We start from the raw sequence: 20,744 nt of genomic DNA, 5'->3' as shown, positions 1-20,744 counted from the left end.
CGCACTCCGGAGCGGTCTTTGAGCAGGTGCTTCCGCTTCCTGCAGTAATCACTCTACGTTGGGCGGGACGGCATTGCCACCACCTCGAATAAGTACTTTCGCTTTAGTTTTTACGGGCAGCTTCCTGGGGCTTTTTCTGCGGCACGATCAGCACCGGCCGGCGTTGATGATGGCTCAGCCATGCCGCCACCGAGCCGTTCAAAGCCTCGGAAATGCGGTGTCCCAGGCCAGGTTCCGGCGTTCCGACAATGATCATCGAGGCGTGGATGTCCTCGGCGAGTCGGCCCAGGGCGCGGGCAGGATCTCCAGCGAGCAACCGCAGAGTCCAATCCGCTGAGCCGCCATCCATGGCTTCGCCGATGACCTTGCCCAGATCACTGCGGACAGCTGCGACCTCCTCGTCATCTTTCTCCGGATGAAGCGACATTCGGTGTGTCTCCCGCGCCGGGTCCCATTCCACGAGGTAACTGGCCTCGTCCACGTAGGCACAAACCAGCGGCACGCCGAGTTGCTCAGCCAGCGTCCGGGCTGTTTGCAGCACCTCCACGTGCTGGTCGGGCAAGACGCCGACAACCAAAGGAATCCGTCCGCTGAAATTCTCCGCAGCCATACCTTATTGTTGCGCCGCGAGGTGTCCTTGAACAGGCCGTCTGCTCACCCAAGTAGGTCGCAGTTGAGCGCGTTTTGAGGGCTCAGAACGCGCTCAGCTGCGACCTACTTGGGTGGGGACGGTTTGTTCCACGTCAGCCGCACCTTGAAGTTGGATGCCGTGCTGGCCGATGCAATGAAAGCTCCGGCCTCGGCGTGGAGGTCTATGCCGAACTCAACGCTGACCTCATCGGGCCGGTTCTCCAGACTCAACAGTTCATCGATCACGCCCTGGACTGCGGGTCGGACGTGCTCGAGGGCCCGCTGGAACGTCTGTTGGGCTCTCGCGAAGACGCCGGAATGATCCCCCGCGTGATCGCCACCCCGGGTCACGATGCTCCCGGCTGTGCTCGCGACTTCCACAACTACCGTGCCGCCGTCGTCGGTGGTGAACTCAACCAGGCGGCTCACGGCGATGTTCCGCTCTTGGCAGCTGGTCCCGCTGCAGTGGCTGGCCGAAGGCGCCGGGCCATCACGACGAACACCACGCCCACCGCGCAAAGAAGCATCAGATGCAGCAGCAACGGCACCGCCTGCGACATGTACCAGCTCTCCATGAACACGCCTTTCCCTTGGATCCAGATGATCGGTTGCAACACGGTGGGCAGCAGCAGGAGCCAGGCAAACGTTCGCCGGGCCGGATCCTTTAGAGCCAGGATGCCCGCCCAAAGTCCGAAGGCGGCCAGGATAAAACTGGCCACGACGGCGGTCACTTCCACCGTGTAGTTCAGGCCGGCGAGCCCAAAGATCGCGGCGGAAAGCACGACGCCGGTCATCGCAACACGCGCTGGTACGGTCCGCTCGGGCAGTCCGGCGACCATGAGGAGCACATAACCGAGTGGTGCCAGCAGACCGTACAGGATCCGGAGCACGATGTCGCCGCCGTTGTCCTGCCAGTAAGTCTCGTCGAACCACATGAAGAACACCACGATGCACGCCCCCATGGCGCCCGCCACCGCCAAGGCGGCACCGCCCCACGCGAGCGGTAGCCAAGCGAGTTCTGGTTGCACCTGTTTCGCCGATGGAGCGTTCGACGCCGGGGCTTGGGTAGGTGCCGGGGCTTTGGTAGGTGCCGGGACCCGCGCTGCGGGGGGTGCCGTTGCGCGGGCTGCCGATGGCCGCCGGGGCTCTGGAGACAGGTCCGCCGCCGTGTATGAACCTCTTTCCGGGGAAGGCTGCTTTGCCGGCTCCGGTTCTGGTGGCTTCGCCTTCTCGATCTCAGCCCTGGCAGCGCTCGCAAGTCCGTCGGGGTCGGCCGCGTCCGGGTCCAGGGTCGCAAGTTCAGCCGCCACATCCACCACGGCTCCCCATGAGCCCAAAGACGAGTGGTAGCGCAGTTCGCCCTGAAGGTCGGAGATGCGTTGACGGCGTTCGCAGTCCTGCCTGCGGCTCGCTGCTTCCGGGAACTCCGGATCTTCCTGCACCAAGGCAAAGGCGTCCGCCGCCGCCAGCCAATCGCCGGCCTCTTCAGCACTAAGTGCCTCACGGTAGGTGCGGGACATGTCCAGACGATGCTGTGCGCTCTCCCTTAGCGCCGTGGCGTCACGGTAGCCGGGCTCCAAGGTCAGGAGGTCATCGAACAATTCCACGGCTTGCTCAAAGCGTCGTGCCCTTAGTTCCGCGGAGGCCTGGACGTATAGGGCTCGCAGTTGGGCTCGCTTCATGGCCTGGTCGGCGTTCGCTTGTGCAGCCTTCGCGGCGGCGCCGTCTCCCGCGCCGGAGCTTCCCGGGGCCTGCAGCGGGACTGACGTTTGCCCGCCCACGGTGGGTGCCGGCGTCGGGACCGTAGCTTGGCCGGCTTGCCCGCCCGAGGTGGGTGCCGGCGTCGAACGTGCTTCCGAAACCGTTGCGCGTGGCGTGCCGCGCAGCGTAAAGAGTTGAGTGGAGCCGCCCCGGACGTAGAGGGCCGGCGTGACCCACTCAAGTGTGCCGTCCGGGCTGGCCATAACCGAGATTCGGCCGACGCGTGCTGCCTCGTCCACCGTTCGGCCGTTGGCGATCGCGGCGTAGAAGCCGTGGGCGAAGGCGATGGCCGCGGAGTCACTGATGGCGAACTGCATTGCCGCGACGGCGCCTATCCCGCTCCTGACCAAGGACGAAGCGGTACCGGAAAAGAGGTCCGATTGGCCCATCTCGCCGGAGGAACACGAGTTCAACACAACGAGTCGCGGGCGTGGTGCGGCAACGCTGAGCAAGGCCATGAGCCGCACGGCGCGGACCATTGCGGCCCTGCCGTCGGGTCCGACGAGAGCGATCCTGCCTTCGTCGGTCCGGGAATCGTAATCGCCGTGGCCCACGAAATGGACCACATGCCATGGGCCGGCGAGCAGCAGGGACTGAACGTCGTCCCAGGTTCCGCTCCTGGACCACACCAGTTCCACGCGTCCCTCGGCTACAGGACCAGCCAACGCTCTGCTCAGGTGGTCCTTCTCGGCATCGACATCGAGGGTAGGAAGGTCCCGGGGCGAAGCAACGATGCCCAGGATCCGCAGCGGGGGAGCCACGTCCAAGGGGTTCTGGTTGTAGTCGGGAGCAGGGATATGCCGCAACAGGGGTTCCGTTTGGCACAGGTACGTTTCGGTTTCGGGGTCGAAGAGGGTCTCCCACGGCATGGTTGCCAATTCCGGGGCGGCCAGCCGCAAGACCACTCTGAGTTGCTGGCCAGCGTGTTGGGCCGCGCCAAGGCTGGCCCGGTACGTGCCGTAGACCTCGCGGGTGAACAGAGCCTGGAACAACTGCTGGCCCACTTCGCGGACTGCCATCTCGGCCACGGGCATGGTGCGGCGGGCAGCTACCGCGGAGGCAAGAACAGTGGCTTCAAGCTGGGGCAGCCGGTCCAGGATGCCGTCAACGTCCAAAGTGAACGTCCCCGAAGCGTGGCCTCCCGCCGGAGCACGAACCACGTGCACCGTGTATTCGCCGCGTGCAGAGCCGGTATCGATCTCCAGCTCGATGTCACAGTCCATCGCGGATCCCTTGTGCGAGCGGGCGTCGGCACGGGTTCTTGAAACCTGTGCGCCAGCGTCCTAGGTACAGATTGGCCCCTCACCCGATTCCCCACAAGACCCTGATAACCGAGGCCGTGATGGAGCAACCCTTGTAGGGCAGCCCTTGTAGACGACCCGACCCCGGCCTACGGTTAACCCGAAGGAAGGTGGTCTGCGATGGAAATCTTCATGTGGTGGCTGGACCTGCACTTGGACAGCAAGGAGTGGCTGCGCGAAAACCTGCGTGCCGAGGAACTTCCGTTGCAGGTCCTGCAGCATATCGCCGAGGCTGGCGGGCCTCATACAGACAAGGTCAGCGGGGTGCTGACGTTGCAGGACTGGGACTTCATTGAGACGCAGTCGGAGTTCGTGGACTAAGCGTTCGTGGACTAGGGCGGGGCTTGCCAGGTTTACTTCTGCTCTAAAGGTTCTTCGTGGAGGGCATTCCGGAATTGGCTGACCATTTCCTGGCGGAAGGCATCGAAATCTCCTGCCAGAGCTAGCTCAGCCAATTTCTCGTGCTCAACAGCAATATCGTGCAGGTCGCTATAGGTGCGGTGATCGACCGCCAGGTACAGGCGCAGCTTGTTCTCCCACCCGTTCCACATGTTTTGCAGGGCGGTGTTCCCCGAAAATTCGTAGAAGAGCCTATGGAAACGAAGGTGGGCGTCAATGCTGCCGGGGATGTCGTTGGTGTCCGTGGCCCGGTACAGTTCCTCGATGGTCTGCTTGAGCCGGAGCCGCTCGGGACCCCGCAGGGTGGGGGCTGAAAGCTCGGCAGCATACGGTTCAACGAGTACCCGGATCGATGCGATCTCAGCGACGTCGCGGGCACTGACTTCCACAACGAAGGACCCCCGGAAGGGGATCTTGACCACCAGCCCTTCCTCCTCCAGTTTGGTCAGCGCCTCACGTAGCGGGGACCGACTGATACCGAGGTCTGCGGCGATGTGCGTTTCGCGAAGCTGTTCCCCCGGAGGCACAGTTCCGTTCAGGATGGCGGTGCGGAGCACGCGGTAGACACCATCCGGCGTCGTCATCCGCTGTTCCTGCCACGTGAACTTGCGGTCCATGTGCCACCTCCCTGTCGATTGTCGATTATACCGGCCTAGCTCGTCCTGAACCGCTCAGGGCGTACGAATTCCAGGCCGTCGACCGACTGTTTTCCGAGCGCTTCGTACGCGGCGATGTGGCCGAAGCCCGTGGCGTTTTTGAATCCGCCTCCGGAGAAGCCTGTGGCGCCGTAGATCCTGCTTGACCCGCCGAGCCAGCCCAACAGCGGGTTCCGGTCCTCGGTGTAGAGGTCAGGGAAGGCGTCAGATCGGACGATGCTGGGAACCAGGCCGGGCAGGAATTCGGTGATGGTTTCCAAGGTGTCGGCAATTTCGGCTGTTGAGAGCTCCCTGGGGAAAGCATCGGGGTCAGTCGTCACCGTGCCCCGGCCGTCCAGCGTGGCTTTGACGGTAACGCCGTCCACGGCCGGTGCTCCGTACATGGAGCGGTCCTCGTACATCCGGCTGAAAGTGGGGAACTTCTCCGGGGTGAAGTGGGCTGCGTCGCGGGCAACGAACCAGCTCAGGAAAACCCTGCGGGTTTCCGTGTGCGCCTTCAGGTAATCGGGCATGAGCCGCTGGGACCAACCCCCTGAGGCGACGATGACGTTCTCGAAAGTCCAGGTACTGTCCCCGGAGGTGACGACAACGCCGTCGTTGGTGTCCCGGATGCCGGTAACAGGAGTGTTGTTAAGGACCGTTGCCCCGTTGGCTTGTGCAGCGGCAATGGCGGCCGTTACTGCACGGTCGGTCCGTAGGACCCCGGCGTTGGGGTCGAACACCGCGGAGTCGTCGGTCCGGAGGTTGTGCTGGGGGTAGCGTTCAGCCATTTCCTCACGGCTCAGGAGTTGGTGGGCAGCCCCATTGGTCCGGGCAGTCTCCAGAACGCTGCGCAGGTATGGCCCGTCGGTGGTGCCGATGGAGAGTCCGCCACAGCGGGTGAGGATGTCCTGTCCGGTTTCTGCCTCGAGTTCCGCCCAGAGATCGCGTGAGCGCTCCAGGATGGGGTAGTGCGCCGGGCTGCCGCGGTAGATCATGCGGAACAGCCGGGTGTCCCCGCCTACCGCGCTGCGCCCATGGGCCGGGGTGTGTGCTTCGAAGCCGACCACGGAACCGGAAAGACGGGAGGCCTGCCAGAGCGCCATGCTGCCGATGCTGCCCAGGCCGATGACGGCGAGTTTTCCGTCCATGCTTAGAGCACCTCGAGATCTTCATTCATGAACAGCGCGGTGTCTGCTGTTGGGCGGGCGAAGCCCTTGCTTCTGCGACTGATGTTTTGCATGTGGGGACCACGTCTCCTAGTTGAGCTTGGCGTCGGTGATGGCACCGGATTCGAGGCCCCAGTTCGAGAGGGACTTCTTGTACTCCAGGCTGTTCAGGACGGACTGGACGGCGGCCTGGAGGGCGGGGGTCAGGGGAGAGCCCTTTTTCAGGCCGATAGCCGTCACGTCACTGGAGCCGACGTTGACCTGGGGAGTCAGGATGGTGAACGATTTGGGCTGCTGCTTCTCGGCCCAGGCGAGGGAAGTTGTGTCGTAGAGGATGCCGTCGATCCGCTTGGACGCCAGCTGCGTGAGGGCGTCCTGGACGTTGGGCAGGGTCACGGCGTTGATGGCTGGTTGTCCCTTGGAGGTGCAGGTCTGTTCCGAGAGGGCCGGGAGGCGCTTCAGTTGGCCCGTGGAGCCGGCTGTGACGGCAATGTTTTTGCCGCACAGGGTTTCGTTGGTGAGTTTCAACGGATTTCCAGTGCTGACTGCCACTGAGTTGCCGGCCTTGAAGTAGTCGATCATGTCCAGGACCTTCAGCCGCTCCGGTGTTGGTGCCATGGTGGTGACCGTGAAGTCGTAGCGGCCACCGTCAATGCCCGGAATGATCGTGTCGAAGACGGTGTTCTCGAACTTCAGCTTCAGGCCGAGCTTCTTGGCTATCAGGCGGGCAATGTCCGGATTCAGGCCGATCGGCGTCGAGTTGTCCTCAGCGAGGAACGTCGTCGGCGGATAATGCAGGTCCATCGCGACCGTCAGTTCGCCCTTGTCCTTATAGGACGCGGGCAACAGGCTCACAGCTTTTTCGTCAGGCTGGACACCCTCGGAGATGTCGGCGGTTTTCGGATCCGATGGGGAGGTGCTTGTTGCCCCGCCACAGCCGGTGAGGGCCACCAGCATTGCAAAACCTGCGGCTGCAGCCTGGATCCTGCTGATGCTCTTCATGACGTACCTCCGGGGGCGTTTCAAATGAAGGTTTTTGGATAGTGCATTATTCGTGAAGTCCGGCGAGCCTGCTGCCGAATCTGGCCAGGAGGGACGTCTTGGTGGAATCCTTGCGCTCTTCCCACTGATCAGCAAGACCGAAAAGCCGGTACATGCCGTGAACACCCAGCCAGCGAATGGGTTCCGGTTCCCATTTCCGTGCGCGGTAGCCAACCCAGGGGAGTGTGGTGCGTTCCGTTTCCCGTTCGAAAGCCAATTCCGCGAGTGTTCGCCCGCCCACGTAGGCGGCTGTAACACCGTGTCCGGCATAGCCGGTGGACGATCCGATTCCGGAGGCCTGGTCCCAGTGCACGCCGCCGTTCCAGTCACGGGTAACGCCCAGGACTCCGGACCACGCGTGGTCCACTTCGAGGTGGATACCCGGGAAGAAGGACCGAAGCTTTGTGGAGATCAAGTCAACCGTGGACTGGGCTGTGGCACCGGCGCCGCCTGTACCGGAGCCGTAGCGGTAGGGCCTTCCACGGCCGCCAATGGCGATGCGTCCGTCCGCTGTTCGCTGCGAATAGATGAATGTGTGGGCGGAATCGCTCAGGCACTGACGCCCATTCCAGCCGATCTGCTGCCAGGCCTCCTCGGACAGGGGCTTGGTCACGATCATGGAGGAGTTGATCGGTATCAAAGCCCTGCTGCCCAGGAGTTGCCCGGAGTACCCTTCCGTGCAGATGAATTTTTTGGCCGCCGTGACCTGTCCGTTGGCCAAGGTCAGGGTCTTGCCGTCAATACTGTTTATCCGGCTGTTTTCGTAGATCTCCACGCCCATGGACGTGAGGGTGTCCGCGAGGCCATAGATAAGTTTCGCCGGATGAATGCGGGCGCAGGGCTTGTAGAAGAGCCCGCCGTGGACGGTGGAGATGTTGATCTTGCTCTGGAACTCGTCCCGGTCGAGCAAGTGAACATCGTCTTCGGTCAACCCATACTTCCAGTCGGCGTCACGCCTGGCTACCAGCCGCCCCAGCCCCGCCTTCGTGTGGGCAGCGACGAGCGCGCCGCCCTTGTGCTGATCCGCGTCGATACCCTCGGCCTGAAGGATACTAAGGACGGAGTCGACGCCGGTCACGAACTCCCGCTGCAATGCCCGGCTTGCGTCCAACCCATCTCCTGATGCGCGGGCGAAGGTGGCCCGGTTTCCCGGGGGCATCGCAGAAAGCCAGCCGCCGTTTCGCCCGGAGGCTCCGTAGCCGATCTGTTCTGCCTCAAAAACCGCGACCTCGAGTGAGGGTTCGAGTTTCTTGGCGAAGTATGCAGCCCAGAGGCCTGTGTAGCCACCGCCTATGATGGCCAGATCCACGGACCCCTGCCCTGCGAAACGCGGGTATGCCGGCCGGTTTTCCGCGAGTCCTGCCATCCAGAAGCCGAGGTCTCCGTTTCGGGGTGTTGCTGTGAGGGCTTTCATCGTTGTCCTACTTTGTGGGGAGTTGGTGAGCCAGTGGAAGGCGGTGTGGTGTTCAGGCGGCCGTGTAGCCGCCGTCGACGGGCAGTACCGCGCCGGTGATGTAGGACGATTCCGGGGACGCCATGAAAAGTATGGCGCCGGCGATTTCTTCGGGAGTGGCCAGGCGCCGGAGCGGGATCTGGCCCTCGCGTTCTGCCCGGTAGGCCGCAGGGTTCTCCCTGCGCTGGAACGATGCCTCGATGACCGGAGTGACGGTCAGTCCTGGCGCGACGACGTTGACGCGGATATTGCGTGAGGCCCACTCGATTGCAGCGCCCTTGGCGAGCATGATGAGGCCGCCTTTGGCTGCGGAGTAAAGGACTTCATCAGGCTTGCCAACCATGCCCAGCCGTGAACTGACCAAGACGAACGAACCTCCCGTGGCCGGCATCAACGGTGCAAAATGCTTCATCATCAGGAAGGAGCTGAGGAGGTTGCTGTGGAGCACGTTTTTGGCATCTTCATACGCCATCTCCGTCAGCGGGCCGCTTACCTGCAGGCCATGGTTAAGGACGACGACGTCAACGGTTCCGAACGCTTCGGCGGCCTGCCGGGCCAGGCCTTCGACGAACGCCTCGTCATTGAGATCTCCGGGGACGTACACGTCATCAGTTTGGGCGCTGTCGAGTTGCTCCCTGCGGCCGGTGAGCAGCAGACGGGCACCTTCGCGGCGGAAGTGGGAACTCACTGCTTCCCCGATTCCGCTGCTGGCGCCGGTTATGACGGCAGTGGTCTTATCAAGTCTCATAGTGGTCAGTCCTTGTACGGTTTGTTTCTGCGGGTTGCCCGTCTGGGGTTGCGGGCTGGGGTCCGGACATGTCGGCCCCCACGAATCAGCTCAGGAAGCCGCGGGCATCCACCCGCCACCGCTCGAGCAATGTGCCCGTGCTGTCAGTGACGATGTACTCCTCGAAATTGACCACAACCGGGCAAACGTGGTTCGGCACGATCGGGAGAACCGTGCCGATGCCCGGATGGAAGTCGCCAGTCGGCAGTGGGAGGAACCCGTGGTACTCGTTGAGCTTGGAGAGAACGGCCGACGTACCGGGGACAGCGCCATAACCGATCTCGGGGCTGCCTTCCCGGCTTAGTGCTTTGGTTCCTACGTCGAGAATGACCTGATCGGGAACCCAGTCGCTGACCACCGTGCCAGCGACAAACAGGGCAATCTGATCTTCCGTGCAGGCTCCGAGTCGGGCGTTGTTCAAGTCATTGAACACGTACTCGCCGGGCCTGATCTCAGTGATCACGTTGCTCGTAGCGTACTCAATGGTGGGTGTTGAGCCCGCGCTGACGACGTCTGCGCTGATGCCCACCGCGCTGAAGCTCCGCACCGCTGTGGTGAGCGCGGCTTCCTGGTCCATCGCTGCTCGCTGGCGGGCGTCCGGGCTGGCGCTTCCATGACCTGGATAGGTGAAGACACCCACCGGCACCAGTCCACGCCTGCGCGCGGCGGCGGCGAGGTCGCCGGCGAACTCGGGTGGTGCGCCGGAACGACGCGCACCGCAGTCCACCTCGATCACAACCTGGAGCCGTTCGGCCTCAGATCCCATCGCATCAGCAAGGGCATCGATTGCCGCGAAATTGTCGACGCCGAACCGCAGTCGGGTGGTTACGGCAAGTTTGCGGATGCGCAGGCCTTTCGTTCCCGAAGGCCAGATGGGGTAGGCGATGAAGATATCGTCGAAGCCCGCTGCGGCGAAGACTTCGGCCTCACCAACATTGCCTGCTGTGATTCCCACAGCTCCGGCCTCGATCTGGCGACGACCGATTTCGACGCATTTATGCGTTTTTACGTGCGGCCTGACGTCGAGGTCCTGCTTGGCCGCGAAGCCCTGCATACGATCGATGTTGTCCTGCATAACGTCCACCAGCACGATCGGCGCCGGGGTATCGACGCGCCCGACCAGAGCGTTGAGTGCTCCTTGGATACGGTTCACGCTGTTTCTCCTCATGAATTTACCGCCAACATAACCGCGCCTAAACGGCTGTGCAGATCATCTGGATCTCTACAGGAGTGTTGGCCGGCAGCCCGGCGACGCCGATTGCGGTCCGGGCGTGCCGTCCGTTCTCCCCCAACACCTCGATGAGCAGTTCGCTGGCCGCGTTGGCGACCCGCGATTGCAGGCCGAGGTCCGGTGTGCTGGCCACGAACACCAGCATCTGCACGATCCGGACCCGGTCCAGGTCCCCCACTGCCTGCACAGCCGCGGCAAGGCAATTGAGCGCGGCATGGCGGGCGAGCTCCTGCGCTGTCTCCAGCCCCACGTCCCGGCCCACGATGCCTTGGCCCAGCAACACACCGTCCTTGTAAGGCAGTTGGCCGGCGATGTGGATACTGGAACCCACCGCGCGGTGGTCCAAGTAATAAGGGCTATCAGCGAGGGTTGGAAGCTCCAGGCCCAAGGCCTGGAGCCTATCCAAAGCCGAGCCCGCCTTAGTGATGCTCATCTGTTCACAGGTCTTTCTTACGAAGCAGCGGAAAGACGCGGCAGGCCGAAGAGGACGGGGAGCTCGGCGATGTCGGTGATCCGCTCGTAGCCGAGCCAGTGCTCGTCATGCTCGAAGCCACGGTCCACATACACCTTGTTCTTGATGCCCATGGTGGCTGCGGAGCGGTGGTCGTACATCGGGCTCGCAGAGACGTGCACAATCTCATCGGGCGTGACGCCAAGCTTGTCGAACATGTACTCAAACGCTCCGAGCCGGGGCTTGTACATGCCCATCTGCTCGGCGCTGATGACGGTTGCGAACGGAGCTTGGAGGTTTTCCGAAAGTCGCTCAGCATGCACAGTGTCGCTGTTGGTGATGATGACCAGGGGGACTGCCTCGGCCAGGCGGTTCAGGGCGTCGGTCACACCTGGGTACGGGCCCCACGTGGGGACAATTTCGTAAACCGCCCTTGCGTCGGCCTCGCGGTACTCAAGGCCGAGCCGGCGTGAGGCGCGTTCCATGGAGTTGGCGATGATTTGGTGGAAGGGCTTGTAATCCCCCATGCACTCATCGATCCGGTATGCCTTGGTGGCCTGCAAGTATTCATCGGCGAGCTCTGCCGGCAGGCGATCGCCCAGGACCGCGCGGGTCGCGTCGGCGATAGCGAACTTGATCAATGTTCCGTTCATGTCGAACGTTGCGAACTTCGGCTTGATGTCGAATGCCATTTTTTCCTCCAGTTTGGATTGTCATCTTCGTCGATTGTCGACGAGACTTGCTTGAGAAGTATCGTCGATTGTCGACAATACTCCGGGTAGTTGTAGATTGTCAACGGTTCTTGTCGATTCCGTGGTTGCTACGGGGCTTCGAGCATAGAGTCCCGCAGCCGCGACTGGACCAACGCCAGTCCCGCATACGCGGCTCCTTGGGCCACCGAGAGCCCGACGACTTGCGGCACCACCGTGATCCCAGGGACTACCGGAAGGCTTTGTGCGAGCCTCCGTTGCACCTCCGGAAGGACTTCGTCCACGAGCGGGCTCAGGCGGCCCACGAAATAAACGGACTCGGGGTCAAGCGTCACGGCAACGGCACCGACGGCGGCGACCACCGCCGTCGTAAATGCCTCCATCACTTCCGCGCGGGACGCCGCATCCTTCTGTTGGGACCAGAGCGCTTGGATGTTGTCCAGGTCCAGTCCGCGTCCACTGGCGAAGTGGAGGAGTCCCTTGGTGCTTAACAGTCCCTCCAATGTCTCGTTGCCAACACCGGAGAAGAGAACCTCACCGAGGTGGCCGAAAGCCGAAGTCCGCCCTTTGGCGATTTCATGATCAGTGCAACTGGCGAAGCTCAGCTCGGTACTGAGCATGAACAAAACGGCGTTTCCTATGGTCGCGTCGTCCTTCAGGATCCCCCGGAGGGAGGCGCTGGCATCGCCCTCGAGCAGCACGGGAGCATTCAACCGATCTTCGAAGGTCTTTTGAAGAATTGCCGTACCCGTCCGGACGCGGCCAGGCAGGGCGGCGACGATTTGACGCAGTGGCCCCTCGGCGGAATCGCTGGTATCCACAACCAGGTCCAGCAACCACTCGGCAATGGCTTCCTCATCGCCGCCCTCCAGACTGGGCACGATCACGTGCCTGACCTCGCGGCCCCGCAGGTCCGTCACCAGGATGCATGTGGTCCGTGCTCCGAACGAGATGCCCACAACATGCCCCGCCGTGCCTGGCACATCCAGATAGGTGGAGGGCCGGCCACGGCGCGCAACCGAGTTGACTCCCTGTTCGACGACGAGACCGTCGTAACGAAGCTCATCCACCTTCCGGGATACCGTGGCCTGGCTTAATCGCGTCAATTCGATGAGCCTGGTACGCGTCAAGGGCGCCTCTGAAAGGACAGCATCAAGAACCCAAGCCTTGGTGTGGTCCCTAGCGGTGGGATTGGTACGCATAGCACAACCTTAATGAGATATCAGAGCGAAGCCGGGACCGGACAGCACAATCGTTAGCGGATCTTGGCTTCGGTGATAGCTGATTCTCCCAGGCCCCAGTAGTCCAGGGACTTCTTGTATTCGGGGGTTTCCAGAACGGACTGGATGGCCTTCTGGAGTGCCGGGGTCAGGGGTGATCCCTTTTTCAGGCCCATGGCGACATTGGTGTCCGTGCGGGTATCCATGCGTGGCTGCAAGGTGGTGAAGTGGTTGGGCTGCTGATCGTTGGCCCACGCCAGGGCACTGGCATCGTAAAAGACAGCGTCGATCCGCTTGGAGTCCAGTTGTGTCAGGGCTTCCTGGACGTTGGGCAGGGTGATGGCGTTGATGGCGGGCTTGCCCTGGGAGGTGCAGGTCCACTCCGAGACGTTGGGCAGGTGCTTCAGTTGCTGTGTTGAGCCCTTGGTCACGCCAACGTTCTTGCCACAGAGCGTGTCATTGGTCAGATTGAGCGGGTTGCCCTTCGCTACGGCTACGGCCGAGCCTCCCTTGAGGTAGTTGATCATGTCCAGCACCTTCAGCCGCTCGGCTGTAGCGGACATGGTCGTGGCGGTGAAGTCGTAACGGCCGCCGTCGATGCCGGGAATGATCGTGTCGAACGCCGTGTTCTCGAACTTCAGCTTCAGGCCCAGCTTCTTTGCCACCAAACGGGCAAGGTCCGGGTTTACGCCAATGGGGGTTGTGTTGTCCTCGGCGAGGAACGTCATCGGCGGGGAGCTGAGGTCCATCGCGACCGTTAGCTCGCCCTTGTCCTTGATGGCCTTCGGCAGCAACGCCACCGCGGCGGCGTCCGGTTGGACGCCCTCTGAGATGTCACGGGTGTTCTGCGTCTTGGGGATTTCTGTCGCCTGGCTGCCCGTTGCGGCGCCGCCGCAGGCGCTCAGGGCCAACAGGACAGCGAGCCCCGCGGCGGCTGTTTGGATCTTATGTGTTGTCTTCATGGTGCAACCCTTCAAGTGATTTCAGCTGGTGTAATACACAGAGTGCTTTCACAGTGGAAGGCACAATCCCCAAGCATTTGGTGTCAGCACTAGGCCGGCTTGTTTGTTGTTGCGCCTCAGCGCAGTGCCTTGAAGGCACGGCCCAGTCCTTCCAGCAGGCGATCGGCGTCGTCACTGGAAAAGGGCATTGGCGGACGGAGTTTCAGGACGTTGCCCTGGGCGCCGCAAGCCGAGATCAGGATCCGATCCTGCCGGAGGGCATTGACGATGCTGGCGGCGGCCTCCCCGTTGGGTGTGAGGGTGGATCGATCGGTGACGAGGTCGACGCCGATGAAGAAGCCGCTCCCGCGTACTTCTGCCACCTGTTCCAGATTCTGGGTAAGGTCCTTCAGGCCGGTGAGGATCTTTCCGCCAACCTTCAAAGCGTTCTCTATGAGCGATTCATCCCGGATCACGTCCAGGACGGCCTGGGCTGCCGCTATGGCTACCGAATTTCCGCCGAACGTGTTGAAGTAGCGGATGTTCTTCCCGAACTCCTGCAGCAATTCGGGCTTGAAGATTGCTGCCGCTACTGGAATGCCGTTACCCATGGGTTTGCCGATGGTCACGATGTCGGGGACGATTCCGTGGCGCTGGAAGCCCCACCATTCCTCACCCGTACGACCGAACCCTGGCTGTACTTCGTCGGCGATGTACAGGCCGCCCGCGGCATGGATCTCTTCGACGATGGGGCGCAGGAAGCCTGCGGGACCAGCGAAGACACCGTCGGAGGAGAAGATGCTGTCGGCGATGAAAGCAGCCACTCCGATACCGTGGCGGTGCAGGTCAGCGATGGCTGCGCGCACCTGGTCCCGCAGGTGATCCTGCAGAGAGCCCTGATCTGATGACGAGCCTTGATCTGATGTATAGCGCAGGGCGTCAGGGGCGTCGATAACCCGCACGTTCGGACCCAGGGGTACGCCCTTGCCCAAGGAAGGCGAGAACGAAGAGACCTCGGCGGTAAGGCCGTGGTACGCGCCGGCCGTGACGATGATGCCCTGCTGTCCGGTCACATATTTTGCGACGCGCATCGCGAGGTCGTTGGCTTCTGAACCGGTGCACGTGAACATGACATGGCCAAGCTCGGCGGGGAACGTTGAAAGAAGCTGCTCCGAGTAATCCAGGATGGACTCCTGGACGTAGCGGGTGTTGGTGTTCAGCGTCTGCATCTGCTGGTGGACAGCCTCAATGACACGCGGGTGGCCGTGACCGACGGAAGGGACGTTGTTGTAAACGTCCAGATATTCATTGCCATCCCGGTCAAACAACGTGACGCCCTTGCCACGAACGATTTCCAAGGGCTCGTCGTAGAAGAGCCTGTAACCAGGCCCGAGGCTCTTGTCCCGGCGTCGAATGCTCTTCTGCATCTGGTCCGGGAGCTCGTCCAGGCGGCTGGGATCGAAGCCGTTAACCATGGGGTTGGAGGGCTTGCGGATTGGGGAAGTACCCATGTTTTCTCCTGGAAGCTAGGCGGTGGGGTTCATGGTGTGAAAGAAAGTTCTGGTGCCGGGGCCGCGGCAGTGGAGGCGAGCCGGTCCCAGTCGGGTTTTGAGTGGGAGAGGAGATAGTCGCGCCGTTGCGGCAACTGGCTTGCGCGCCACTGGGTTATCAGGGCCCGCAGCAGCAGGCGCGCCTGGGCGGAGACGATCAGGGCCTCCAACTCCTGCCCCGGCAGGGGGAGGATGCCTCGATAGCCGTTCATGACGTGGAGTGCGTGCTCCCAGGGGTGGCCCGGGTCTGCCCCCAACAGGTTGGCCATGGTGACACTGATGTCGAAGATTACGGGGGTCCGCACGACGTCTCCGAAATCGATAATCCCCGTCACGTAATCGGGCCTGCTGGGGTTGACCAGGACATTGAACGGACTGAAATCACCATGGATAACCTGGGATGTCAGCGTGCCGAGGAGCGGAACCACCTTTTCGTCGAACTGATCGAAAATGTCCTCCGCGAGGGATCGTTTTTCCTTCTCATCGACATAGTCAAGAAGCGGGCGCATCCTATGAAAGTGCTTGAGGTCCCAGAGGAGCAAACGGTCCGCGCGAGGATGATCGAAGTCCTGCAAGGCAATGCCCAGGCGGGCCAGGCTTGAGCCCACCAATCGAAGCTGGCCAGCCGACGCGTCGTGATTGGCCAGCAAGTCCCCAGGCAGGAAGCGCATCACCCGCAGTACCCGATCAAAGGCGCCCGCAGGCTCCGGAATGAGGACTTGTGGCTCTCCGCCAAGGCTCCTGACAAGACGCTGGACAGGAAGTTCAGGGGCAGTCCGTTCCAAATGCTCCATGCAAGCCGTTTGGAGGTGGACGATCACCGGATCCTCATCCGAGGGTGAAATCTTCACCAGATACGTTTCGTCCCCGTCCCGGAGCCGGAAAGTCTCGTCCTTCTCCGTGGGAATCCGGACCAGCGTTCCCTTCAGGCCGTAGAACTGTTCAAGCAGCTCCAGGACGGCGGGGTCAGCGAACTGCGGATGCTCCGCCAGGAGTCCACTCTCTGATGCCACTGCTTGGATAAAAGCAGAATCGCTCATTTCACCCTTTCATCGACGGAGAGCCAGCAGCCGGTTTAGAGACCGAGGTGTTTGTTGATCTCGTCCAGGGACTTAACGCTGTTGTAGTCATAGCCGCCGGTGATGGGGTCGTAGCCGCGGTCCAGTACCCAGAGGTTACGGAAGCCCATGTCGTGCATGGGGTGCATGTCGTACCGGGTGTGCGAGGCAATGTGCAGGAAGTCTTCCGGCTTGGCGTTCAGGGTATCGAGCATGTACTCGAAGGCCTGGTAGCGGGGCTTGTAGGCCTGGGCCTGTTCGGCGGTCAGCACGGCGTGGAAGTCAGCGCCGAGCTTGGGGATGCTGATCTCCAGGAAGCTGTCGTCGGCGTTGGACAGAGCAACAAGCTTGTAGTTATCGCCCATGAGCTTCAGCGGCGCCGGCACGTCGTCGTGGGCATCAAAGCCGCGAACGGCGTCAGCGAACTCTGCGCCGGCGCCGGGGGTTGGCCCAATGCCAAAAAACTTGCATACCCGGTCAAAGGAATCCTGAAGGATTTGCTCGTAGGGCTTGTAGTCGCCAGTGACCTCGTCGAAGCGGTACCCGCGGAACACCTTCTTGAACGCAGGCCACTGCTCTTCAGGCAAACGGCCCGCGAGCAGCCGGCGGGTAGTGGCGTCAGTATCCCAGTTGATCAGTGTGCCGTAGATGTCAAAGGAGATGTACTGCGGGCGGGAGTTGGTAGAAGCCATGATGGGTCCCTTCAGTGGAGGTGTTGGGGTTTTGATTCACTATGAATCTAAATGCCTCACTGTCAATTGTCAACAATTTCCTAGAGATTTGTTCAGAGGCTCCATCGGCGAACCGCCTGCCTCCGAACGTCACACAACCCGCCACATCCCAATCCAACCAAGCAACGTCCTACCCTTGGATCGTGACTTTTTCCAAGATCTGCACCGCCGCCGCGAGCTCCCTCGCCGCCGCTGGTCTCCTGATTACACTCGCCGCCTGTTCCACACCGGCTGCCCCCCAGGCAAGCACCCCAGCATCGGCAGCCCCTTCTTCCAGCGCTGACGCCGGGCCCTGCACCGGTGTGAAGGTCATCGTCGATTCCGGCGCCCTTAAGCAACCCGCCGCCGACAAGACTGTTTGCGTAGCGGTGGATGCGCCGACGACCGCTGCCAAGGTGCTCGATGAGGCGAAGGTGAAAACCGAGGGAACAAAGCAATACCCCACCGAACTGGTATGCCGGGTCAACGGCGTGCCCGCTGCCGACTTCGACATCACCCACAAGGGCGGCACCTACCGCGAAGAATGCGGCAAGATGCCCGCTGCCTTCGCCTACTGGTCCATCTGGGTCAAGCCGGCCTCCGGTGACTGGGCCTACGCCCAGGAAGGCCTCGCCACCCAGCAAGTGAAGCCAGGCGAGAGCCTGGAACTGCTCTACACGATCGACGGTGCACCGGCCGCACCCACGGCATGACCTTTCGACCCGCGCCGTTACGTGCTGCCGCGGCGCTTGCCGTCGTATTCATAGCGGCGCGGGTCATTTATCGCATCCTTTTCAACGGAGCGGGCGCTGTTGGGCCGGTGCTGCTGGAATTGCCGTCAGTGCGGCTGCCCGCCCCATACGCCCACGTGGTCTTCCTCGGACCCGTAACATCGCCTGGTCTGTGGGAGGCGGTTGTTTCAGCCCTGCCAATTGCCGGAATGATCCTTGCCTTCGGACTGCTCAACGCCTTCGTGGACGTGGCAAGGGGCTTCATGCGGCTGGCCCGCGGCGGTCCATTCCAAGGCATCGCCCGCACGCTTGTGGTGGCTTGGGCGGCGCTCCCCGCACTCGCGGACGCCGTTGCCTCCGTCCGCTTGGCCTTCCGGTTGCGGGGCGAACGCCTGGGGCCGAGAGCCCTTGTTCCGGTACTTGAGCGAACTCTTGAGCACGCCAGCCGGGTAGCCGCGGCCTTGGAATTGCGTGGCTTTGGGAGCAGGGCTCCGCACCAAGCCGGCAGCGATTCCGGCTTGCCCCTTGAGATCCGGGACGCCCAATTCCGCATCGGCGGCACGCGGCTGCACGTTGAAGACTTCAAGCCAGATCCCGGCACAGTAACGGTCATTACCGGGCCCACCGGTTCCGGAAAGTCCACCATCCTGCGAGGTATTGCGGGCCTCCTTTCACATGTCGACGGTGGAGAACTCACGGGCACGGTCCGTGTCGCCGGAGTGGACCGTGCCCCCGCGCCGCCACGCGATACCGCCGGCGTCGTCGGCGTTGTCCTGCAAAACCCACGCGCCGCTTTCGCCAGCACCCGCGTCCGGGACGAAATCTCACTTTCGCTTGAACTGCGCGGCGTTGCAGCCGGCATCGCCCGGGCCCGCACGGTGGAGGTCGCGGAGTGGATTGGTGTGTCGGCGCTCCTGGAGCGGAACCTCAATTCCCTCTCGGCCGGCGAGGCAACGCTCGTGGCCATCGCCGCTGCCGTGGTGGAGCACCCGGCCCTGCTCTTGGTCGACGAGCCGCTTGCCGACCTCGACACCACAGCCAGGGCCCGCGTTATCGCAGTACTCGATGCCCTCGCCCATGGATCGGGCATCTGCATTATTGTGGCTGAGCATCGGGCGGAGCCGCTGCTACCCGTCGCCGATTCATGGTGGAGAATTTACGACGGCGGCCTCGTAGCGGGCGTTGCGCCGGCACCTTCACGCCCAGTACTGTCACGTCCGGGTGAGATCCGTTCGACGTCGATAGTGTCACCTGGGTTGGCACCGTCACCGATGCCGGCCGTCTCACCGACGTCGAAACCGCAGGACGCGCCGGTGCTGTCTGCGATCAACCTCGCTGTGCACCGCGACGGCAAGGCGCTCGTCAGCGACGCCTCATTGACCCTGCACCCAGGCGAAGTGGTCGCCTTGGTTGGGCCGAACGGGGCCGGGAAGTCCTCGCTCCTGGTGGCCCTCGCGCTCGGGGAAGGAACCAGCGGCACGGTCGGCGGCGGCCGCGTCGCCCTGGTTCCGGACGCCTCTGATGACCTTTTCACGAGGGACACAGTGGCCGCTGAGCTCCGGGCCGCAGATCGACGCGAAGCGCGGGCCCGGCGTAAATCAGACCGGAATGGCTCGGACAGGACCCTGTCCCAGCCGGCAACATCACGCCTGGCCCGATTGCGTGGTGACGTTCGGATTCCGATAGGAGACGAGCACCCGCGGGACCTGTCGGCCGGAGAGCGCCGTATCCTCGCCATCGCGCTTCAGACTGCGGGCGACCCCCAAGTCCTCCTTATTGATGAGCCCACCCGCGGGCTCGATCCTGAGGCCCGCGCAGGAGTCTCGGCCGCCTTGCGCGCATTGGCGGACACTGGCGCAGCAGTCCTGATCGCCACTCACGACCTCGATTTCGCCCACGGCCTGGGTGCCCGCATCGTGCAGATGGACGAAGGCGTGGCGCCAGCCGCGCAGGCCGACGCCGCACACGCATCCAGTGGAGACACCACTTCGGTGACTCCCCCGGCTGCGAGGCCCGCAGTTGCGACTCCCGCGGTTGTGGGGCCCGCTCTGCGCGGCGCAGAGCGGACCCCGCAACGCCACCTCCGATTGCCGCGGGCCTTGGAGATCGCGGTTCTCGCGGCTGCCAACGCTTTGGCCCTCGCAGCGTTCTGCTGGCCGTTGCTCGCGGCGGCCCTACCCGAGGATGCCGCCGCGGCCGTACCTTTCGCAGCCCTGGCGATCGCACCTCTGGCCGTAGTGGCCGTCGTGGTCTCCCTCGACGGTTCCGTCCGCTCCGCGCATACGGTGGCGTTGCTCGGCGTACTGGCCGCAGTAGGTTCAGCCGTCCGGGTGGCGAGCACCGGCGTCGGGGGCGTTGAAGCAGTGTTCATCCTGCTGATCCTGGCCGGCCGCGCCTTCGGTCCCCGCTTCGGCATGCTCCTCGGGGCGCTGACCATAGCCGTTTCCAGTGTCCTGTGGAGCGGTATCGGCCCTTGGTCGCCGTTCCAGATTTTCGCCTGCGCCTGGGTGGGGGCGGGGGCGGGCCTGTTGCCACGCCGGGTTCGAGGACGGGCTGAACTATGGATGCTTTGTGGCTACGGCGTTGTGGCGTCCTATATCTTCGGCCTGCTGACCAATCTCTGGTTCTGGCCCTTCGCTGTCGGTGCCGGAACCGGCATTTCGTACGCGCCCGGTGCCCCGCTGGGCACCAACCTCAGCAGCTTCCTGCTCTACTCCCTAGTGACCTCGACGGCGGGATGGGACACCCTGCGTGGCATCACCACGATCATCGGAATCGCTGCTGTGGGGCGGGCTATCCTGGCCGCTTTCAGGCGAGCGAAGCCAGTCTCCAGCCAGGACGGCCAAACCACCCGGGTTGAGGACGCTGGATCCAGGAGGACGAGCACCAAGAAGGCGGGCACAAAGAGTGCCCGCCCCCAAGGCCCCAAAGCCAAGGACCGGCGCCAACTTACACCTTGAGCCGCC

Annotated in this window: 19 protein-coding genes; 3 read left to right on the top strand and 16 right to left on the bottom strand. The window is 62.9% G+C overall.

The window, feature by feature from the left end; all coding sequences use genetic code 11:
- Positions 1-103 precede the first annotated feature (103 nt).
- From AC1DCM_RS04765 to AC1DCM_RS04755, 3 genes are all read right to left on the bottom strand, one after another.
- Complete coding sequence (locus tag AC1DCM_RS04765) at positions 104-610, bottom strand: universal stress protein (RefSeq protein WP_442017238.1); 507 nt, start codon at positions 608-610, stop codon at positions 104-106.
- A 104-nt stretch (positions 611-714) separates the two neighbouring features.
- Positions 715-1,059, bottom strand: a complete 345-nt coding sequence (locus AC1DCM_RS04760; RefSeq protein ID WP_442017239.1) for a CU044_2847 family protein — start codon at positions 1,057-1,059, stop codon at positions 715-717.
- On the bottom strand, positions 1,056-3,614 hold the full coding sequence (locus AC1DCM_RS04755) for a CHAT domain-containing protein (protein WP_477517489.1): 2,559 nt from the start codon (positions 3,612-3,614) through the stop codon (positions 1,056-1,058). The genes AC1DCM_RS04760 and AC1DCM_RS04755 overlap by 4 nt, the downstream gene beginning before the upstream one ends.
- Before the next feature lie 198 nt (positions 3,615-3,812).
- On the opposite strand from AC1DCM_RS04755, the gene AC1DCM_RS04750 reads away from it, so the two are divergent.
- Complete coding sequence (locus AC1DCM_RS04750; protein WP_442017241.1) at positions 3,813-4,013, top strand: hypothetical protein; 201 nt, start codon at positions 3,813-3,815, stop codon at positions 4,011-4,013.
- A 32-nt stretch (positions 4,014-4,045) separates the two neighbouring features.
- Here the strand turns inward: AC1DCM_RS04750 and AC1DCM_RS04745 are convergent, their stop codons facing one another.
- The 13 genes from AC1DCM_RS04745 to AC1DCM_RS04685 form a co-directional block, all read right to left on the bottom strand.
- Positions 4,046-4,708 carry a GntR family transcriptional regulator gene (locus tag AC1DCM_RS04745; protein WP_477517488.1) on the bottom strand — a complete coding sequence of 221 codons (663 nt, stop codon included), beginning with the start codon at positions 4,706-4,708 and terminating at the stop codon, positions 4,046-4,048.
- 35 nt (positions 4,709-4,743) lie between these two features.
- Complete coding sequence (solA, locus tag AC1DCM_RS04740) at positions 4,744-5,877, bottom strand: N-methyl-L-tryptophan oxidase (protein WP_477517487.1); 1,134 nt, start codon at positions 5,875-5,877, stop codon at positions 4,744-4,746.
- 108 nt (positions 5,878-5,985) lie between these two features.
- Entirely contained in the window at positions 5,986-6,897 is a 912-nt protein-coding gene (locus AC1DCM_RS04735; protein ID WP_477517486.1) for an ABC transporter substrate-binding protein, read from the bottom strand.
- A gap of 46 nt (positions 6,898-6,943) precedes the next feature.
- A complete protein-coding gene (locus tag AC1DCM_RS04730; RefSeq protein WP_477517485.1) occupies positions 6,944-8,350 on the bottom strand; it encodes an NAD(P)/FAD-dependent oxidoreductase in 1,407 nt (468 codons plus the stop codon).
- A 52-nt stretch (positions 8,351-8,402) separates the two neighbouring features.
- Positions 8,403-9,137, bottom strand: coding sequence for an SDR family NAD(P)-dependent oxidoreductase (locus tag AC1DCM_RS04725; protein ID WP_477517484.1), 735 nt, complete (start codon positions 9,135-9,137; stop codon positions 8,403-8,405).
- Positions 9,138-9,222: 85 nt separating this feature from the next.
- The gene (locus AC1DCM_RS04720) at positions 9,223-10,329 is read right to left on the bottom strand and encodes an alanine racemase (RefSeq protein ID WP_477517483.1); all 1,107 of its coding nucleotides are present in this window, start codon (positions 10,327-10,329) and stop codon (positions 9,223-9,225) included.
- 40 nt (positions 10,330-10,369) lie between these two features.
- On the bottom strand, positions 10,370-10,840 hold the full coding sequence (locus AC1DCM_RS04715; protein WP_477517482.1) for a RidA family protein: 471 nt from the start codon (positions 10,838-10,840) through the stop codon (positions 10,370-10,372).
- A 17-nt stretch (positions 10,841-10,857) separates the two neighbouring features.
- Entirely contained in the window at positions 10,858-11,550 is a 693-nt protein-coding gene (locus tag AC1DCM_RS04710) for a haloacid dehalogenase type II (protein WP_477517481.1), read from the bottom strand.
- Positions 11,551-11,678: 128 nt separating this feature from the next.
- Positions 11,679-12,770: an ROK family protein gene (locus tag AC1DCM_RS04705; protein ID WP_477517480.1), complete on the bottom strand. Its 1,092-nt coding sequence runs from the start codon at positions 12,768-12,770 to the stop codon at positions 11,679-11,681.
- 53 nt (positions 12,771-12,823) lie between these two features.
- Entirely contained in the window at positions 12,824-13,750 is a 927-nt protein-coding gene (locus AC1DCM_RS04700) for an ABC transporter substrate-binding protein (protein WP_442017251.1), read from the bottom strand.
- Between the two features lie 116 nt (positions 13,751-13,866).
- Positions 13,867-15,240, bottom strand: a complete 1,374-nt coding sequence (locus tag AC1DCM_RS04695; RefSeq protein ID WP_477517479.1) for an aspartate aminotransferase family protein — start codon at positions 15,238-15,240, stop codon at positions 13,867-13,869.
- A gap of 29 nt (positions 15,241-15,269) precedes the next feature.
- Positions 15,270-16,319: a phosphotransferase gene (locus AC1DCM_RS04690; protein ID WP_477517478.1), complete on the bottom strand. Its 1,050-nt coding sequence runs from the start codon at positions 16,317-16,319 to the stop codon at positions 15,270-15,272.
- 35 nt (positions 16,320-16,354) lie between these two features.
- Complete coding sequence (locus AC1DCM_RS04685) at positions 16,355-17,029, bottom strand: haloacid dehalogenase type II (RefSeq protein ID WP_477517477.1); 675 nt, start codon at positions 17,027-17,029, stop codon at positions 16,355-16,357.
- A 182-nt stretch (positions 17,030-17,211) separates the two neighbouring features.
- Between AC1DCM_RS04685 and AC1DCM_RS04680 the strand changes: the two genes are divergently transcribed.
- Both AC1DCM_RS04680 and AC1DCM_RS04675 read left to right on the top strand, forming a co-directional pair.
- On the top strand, positions 17,212-17,760 hold the full coding sequence (locus tag AC1DCM_RS04680; protein WP_477517476.1) for a hypothetical protein: 549 nt from the start codon (positions 17,212-17,214) through the stop codon (positions 17,758-17,760).
- On the top strand, positions 17,757-20,738 hold the full coding sequence (locus AC1DCM_RS04675) for an ATP-binding cassette domain-containing protein (RefSeq protein ID WP_477517475.1): 2,982 nt from the start codon (positions 17,757-17,759) through the stop codon (positions 20,736-20,738). Before AC1DCM_RS04680 ends, AC1DCM_RS04675 begins: the two co-directional genes overlap by 4 nt.
- The last annotated feature ends 6 nt before the right edge of the window (positions 20,739-20,744 follow it).

Source organism: Paenarthrobacter sp. 10N417, assembly GCF_056394745.1.
Note: the sequence above shows the minus strand (reverse complement) of the source record. Positions and strands in the feature narration are given on the sequence as shown.

Coding starts and splice junctions, on each gene's coding strand:
- AC1DCM_RS04675 (WP_477517475.1), top strand. CDS start 17,757: ATGACCTTTCGACCCGCGCCGTTACGTGCTGCCGCGGCGCTTGCCGTC.
- AC1DCM_RS04690 (WP_477517478.1), bottom strand. CDS start 16,319: ATGAGCGATTCTGCTTTTATCCAAGCAGTGGCATCAGAGAGTGGACTC.
- AC1DCM_RS04705 (WP_477517480.1), bottom strand. CDS start 12,770: ATGCGTACCAATCCCACCGCTAGGGACCACACCAAGGCTTGGGTTCTT.
- AC1DCM_RS04710 (WP_477517481.1), bottom strand. CDS start 11,550: ATGGCATTCGACATCAAGCCGAAGTTCGCAACGTTCGACATGAACGGA.
- solA (WP_477517487.1), bottom strand. CDS start 5,877: ATGGACGGAAAACTCGCCGTCATCGGCCTGGGCAGCATCGGCAGCATG.
- AC1DCM_RS04730 (WP_477517485.1), bottom strand. CDS start 8,350: ATGAAAGCCCTCACAGCAACACCCCGAAACGGAGACCTCGGCTTCTGG.
- AC1DCM_RS04745 (WP_477517488.1), bottom strand. CDS start 4,708: ATGGACCGCAAGTTCACGTGGCAGGAACAGCGGATGACGACGCCGGAT.
- AC1DCM_RS04725 (WP_477517484.1), bottom strand. CDS start 9,137: ATGAGACTTGATAAGACCACTGCCGTCATAACCGGCGCCAGCAGCGGA.
- AC1DCM_RS04700 (WP_442017251.1), bottom strand. CDS start 13,750: ATGAAGACAACACATAAGATCCAAACAGCCGCCGCGGGGCTCGCTGTC.
- AC1DCM_RS04765 (WP_442017238.1), bottom strand. CDS start 610: ATGGCTGCGGAGAATTTCAGCGGACGGATTCCTTTGGTTGTCGGCGTC.
- AC1DCM_RS04755 (WP_477517489.1), bottom strand. CDS start 3,614: ATGGACTGTGACATCGAGCTGGAGATCGATACCGGCTCTGCACGCGGC.
- AC1DCM_RS04735 (WP_477517486.1), bottom strand. CDS start 6,897: ATGAAGAGCATCAGCAGGATCCAGGCTGCAGCCGCAGGTTTTGCAATG.
- AC1DCM_RS04750 (WP_442017241.1), top strand. CDS start 3,813: ATGGAAATCTTCATGTGGTGGCTGGACCTGCACTTGGACAGCAAGGAG.
- AC1DCM_RS04685 (WP_477517477.1), bottom strand. CDS start 17,029: ATGGCTTCTACCAACTCCCGCCCGCAGTACATCTCCTTTGACATCTAC.
- AC1DCM_RS04715 (WP_477517482.1), bottom strand. CDS start 10,840: ATGAGCATCACTAAGGCGGGCTCGGCTTTGGATAGGCTCCAGGCCTTG.
- AC1DCM_RS04695 (WP_477517479.1), bottom strand. CDS start 15,240: ATGGGTACTTCCCCAATCCGCAAGCCCTCCAACCCCATGGTTAACGGC.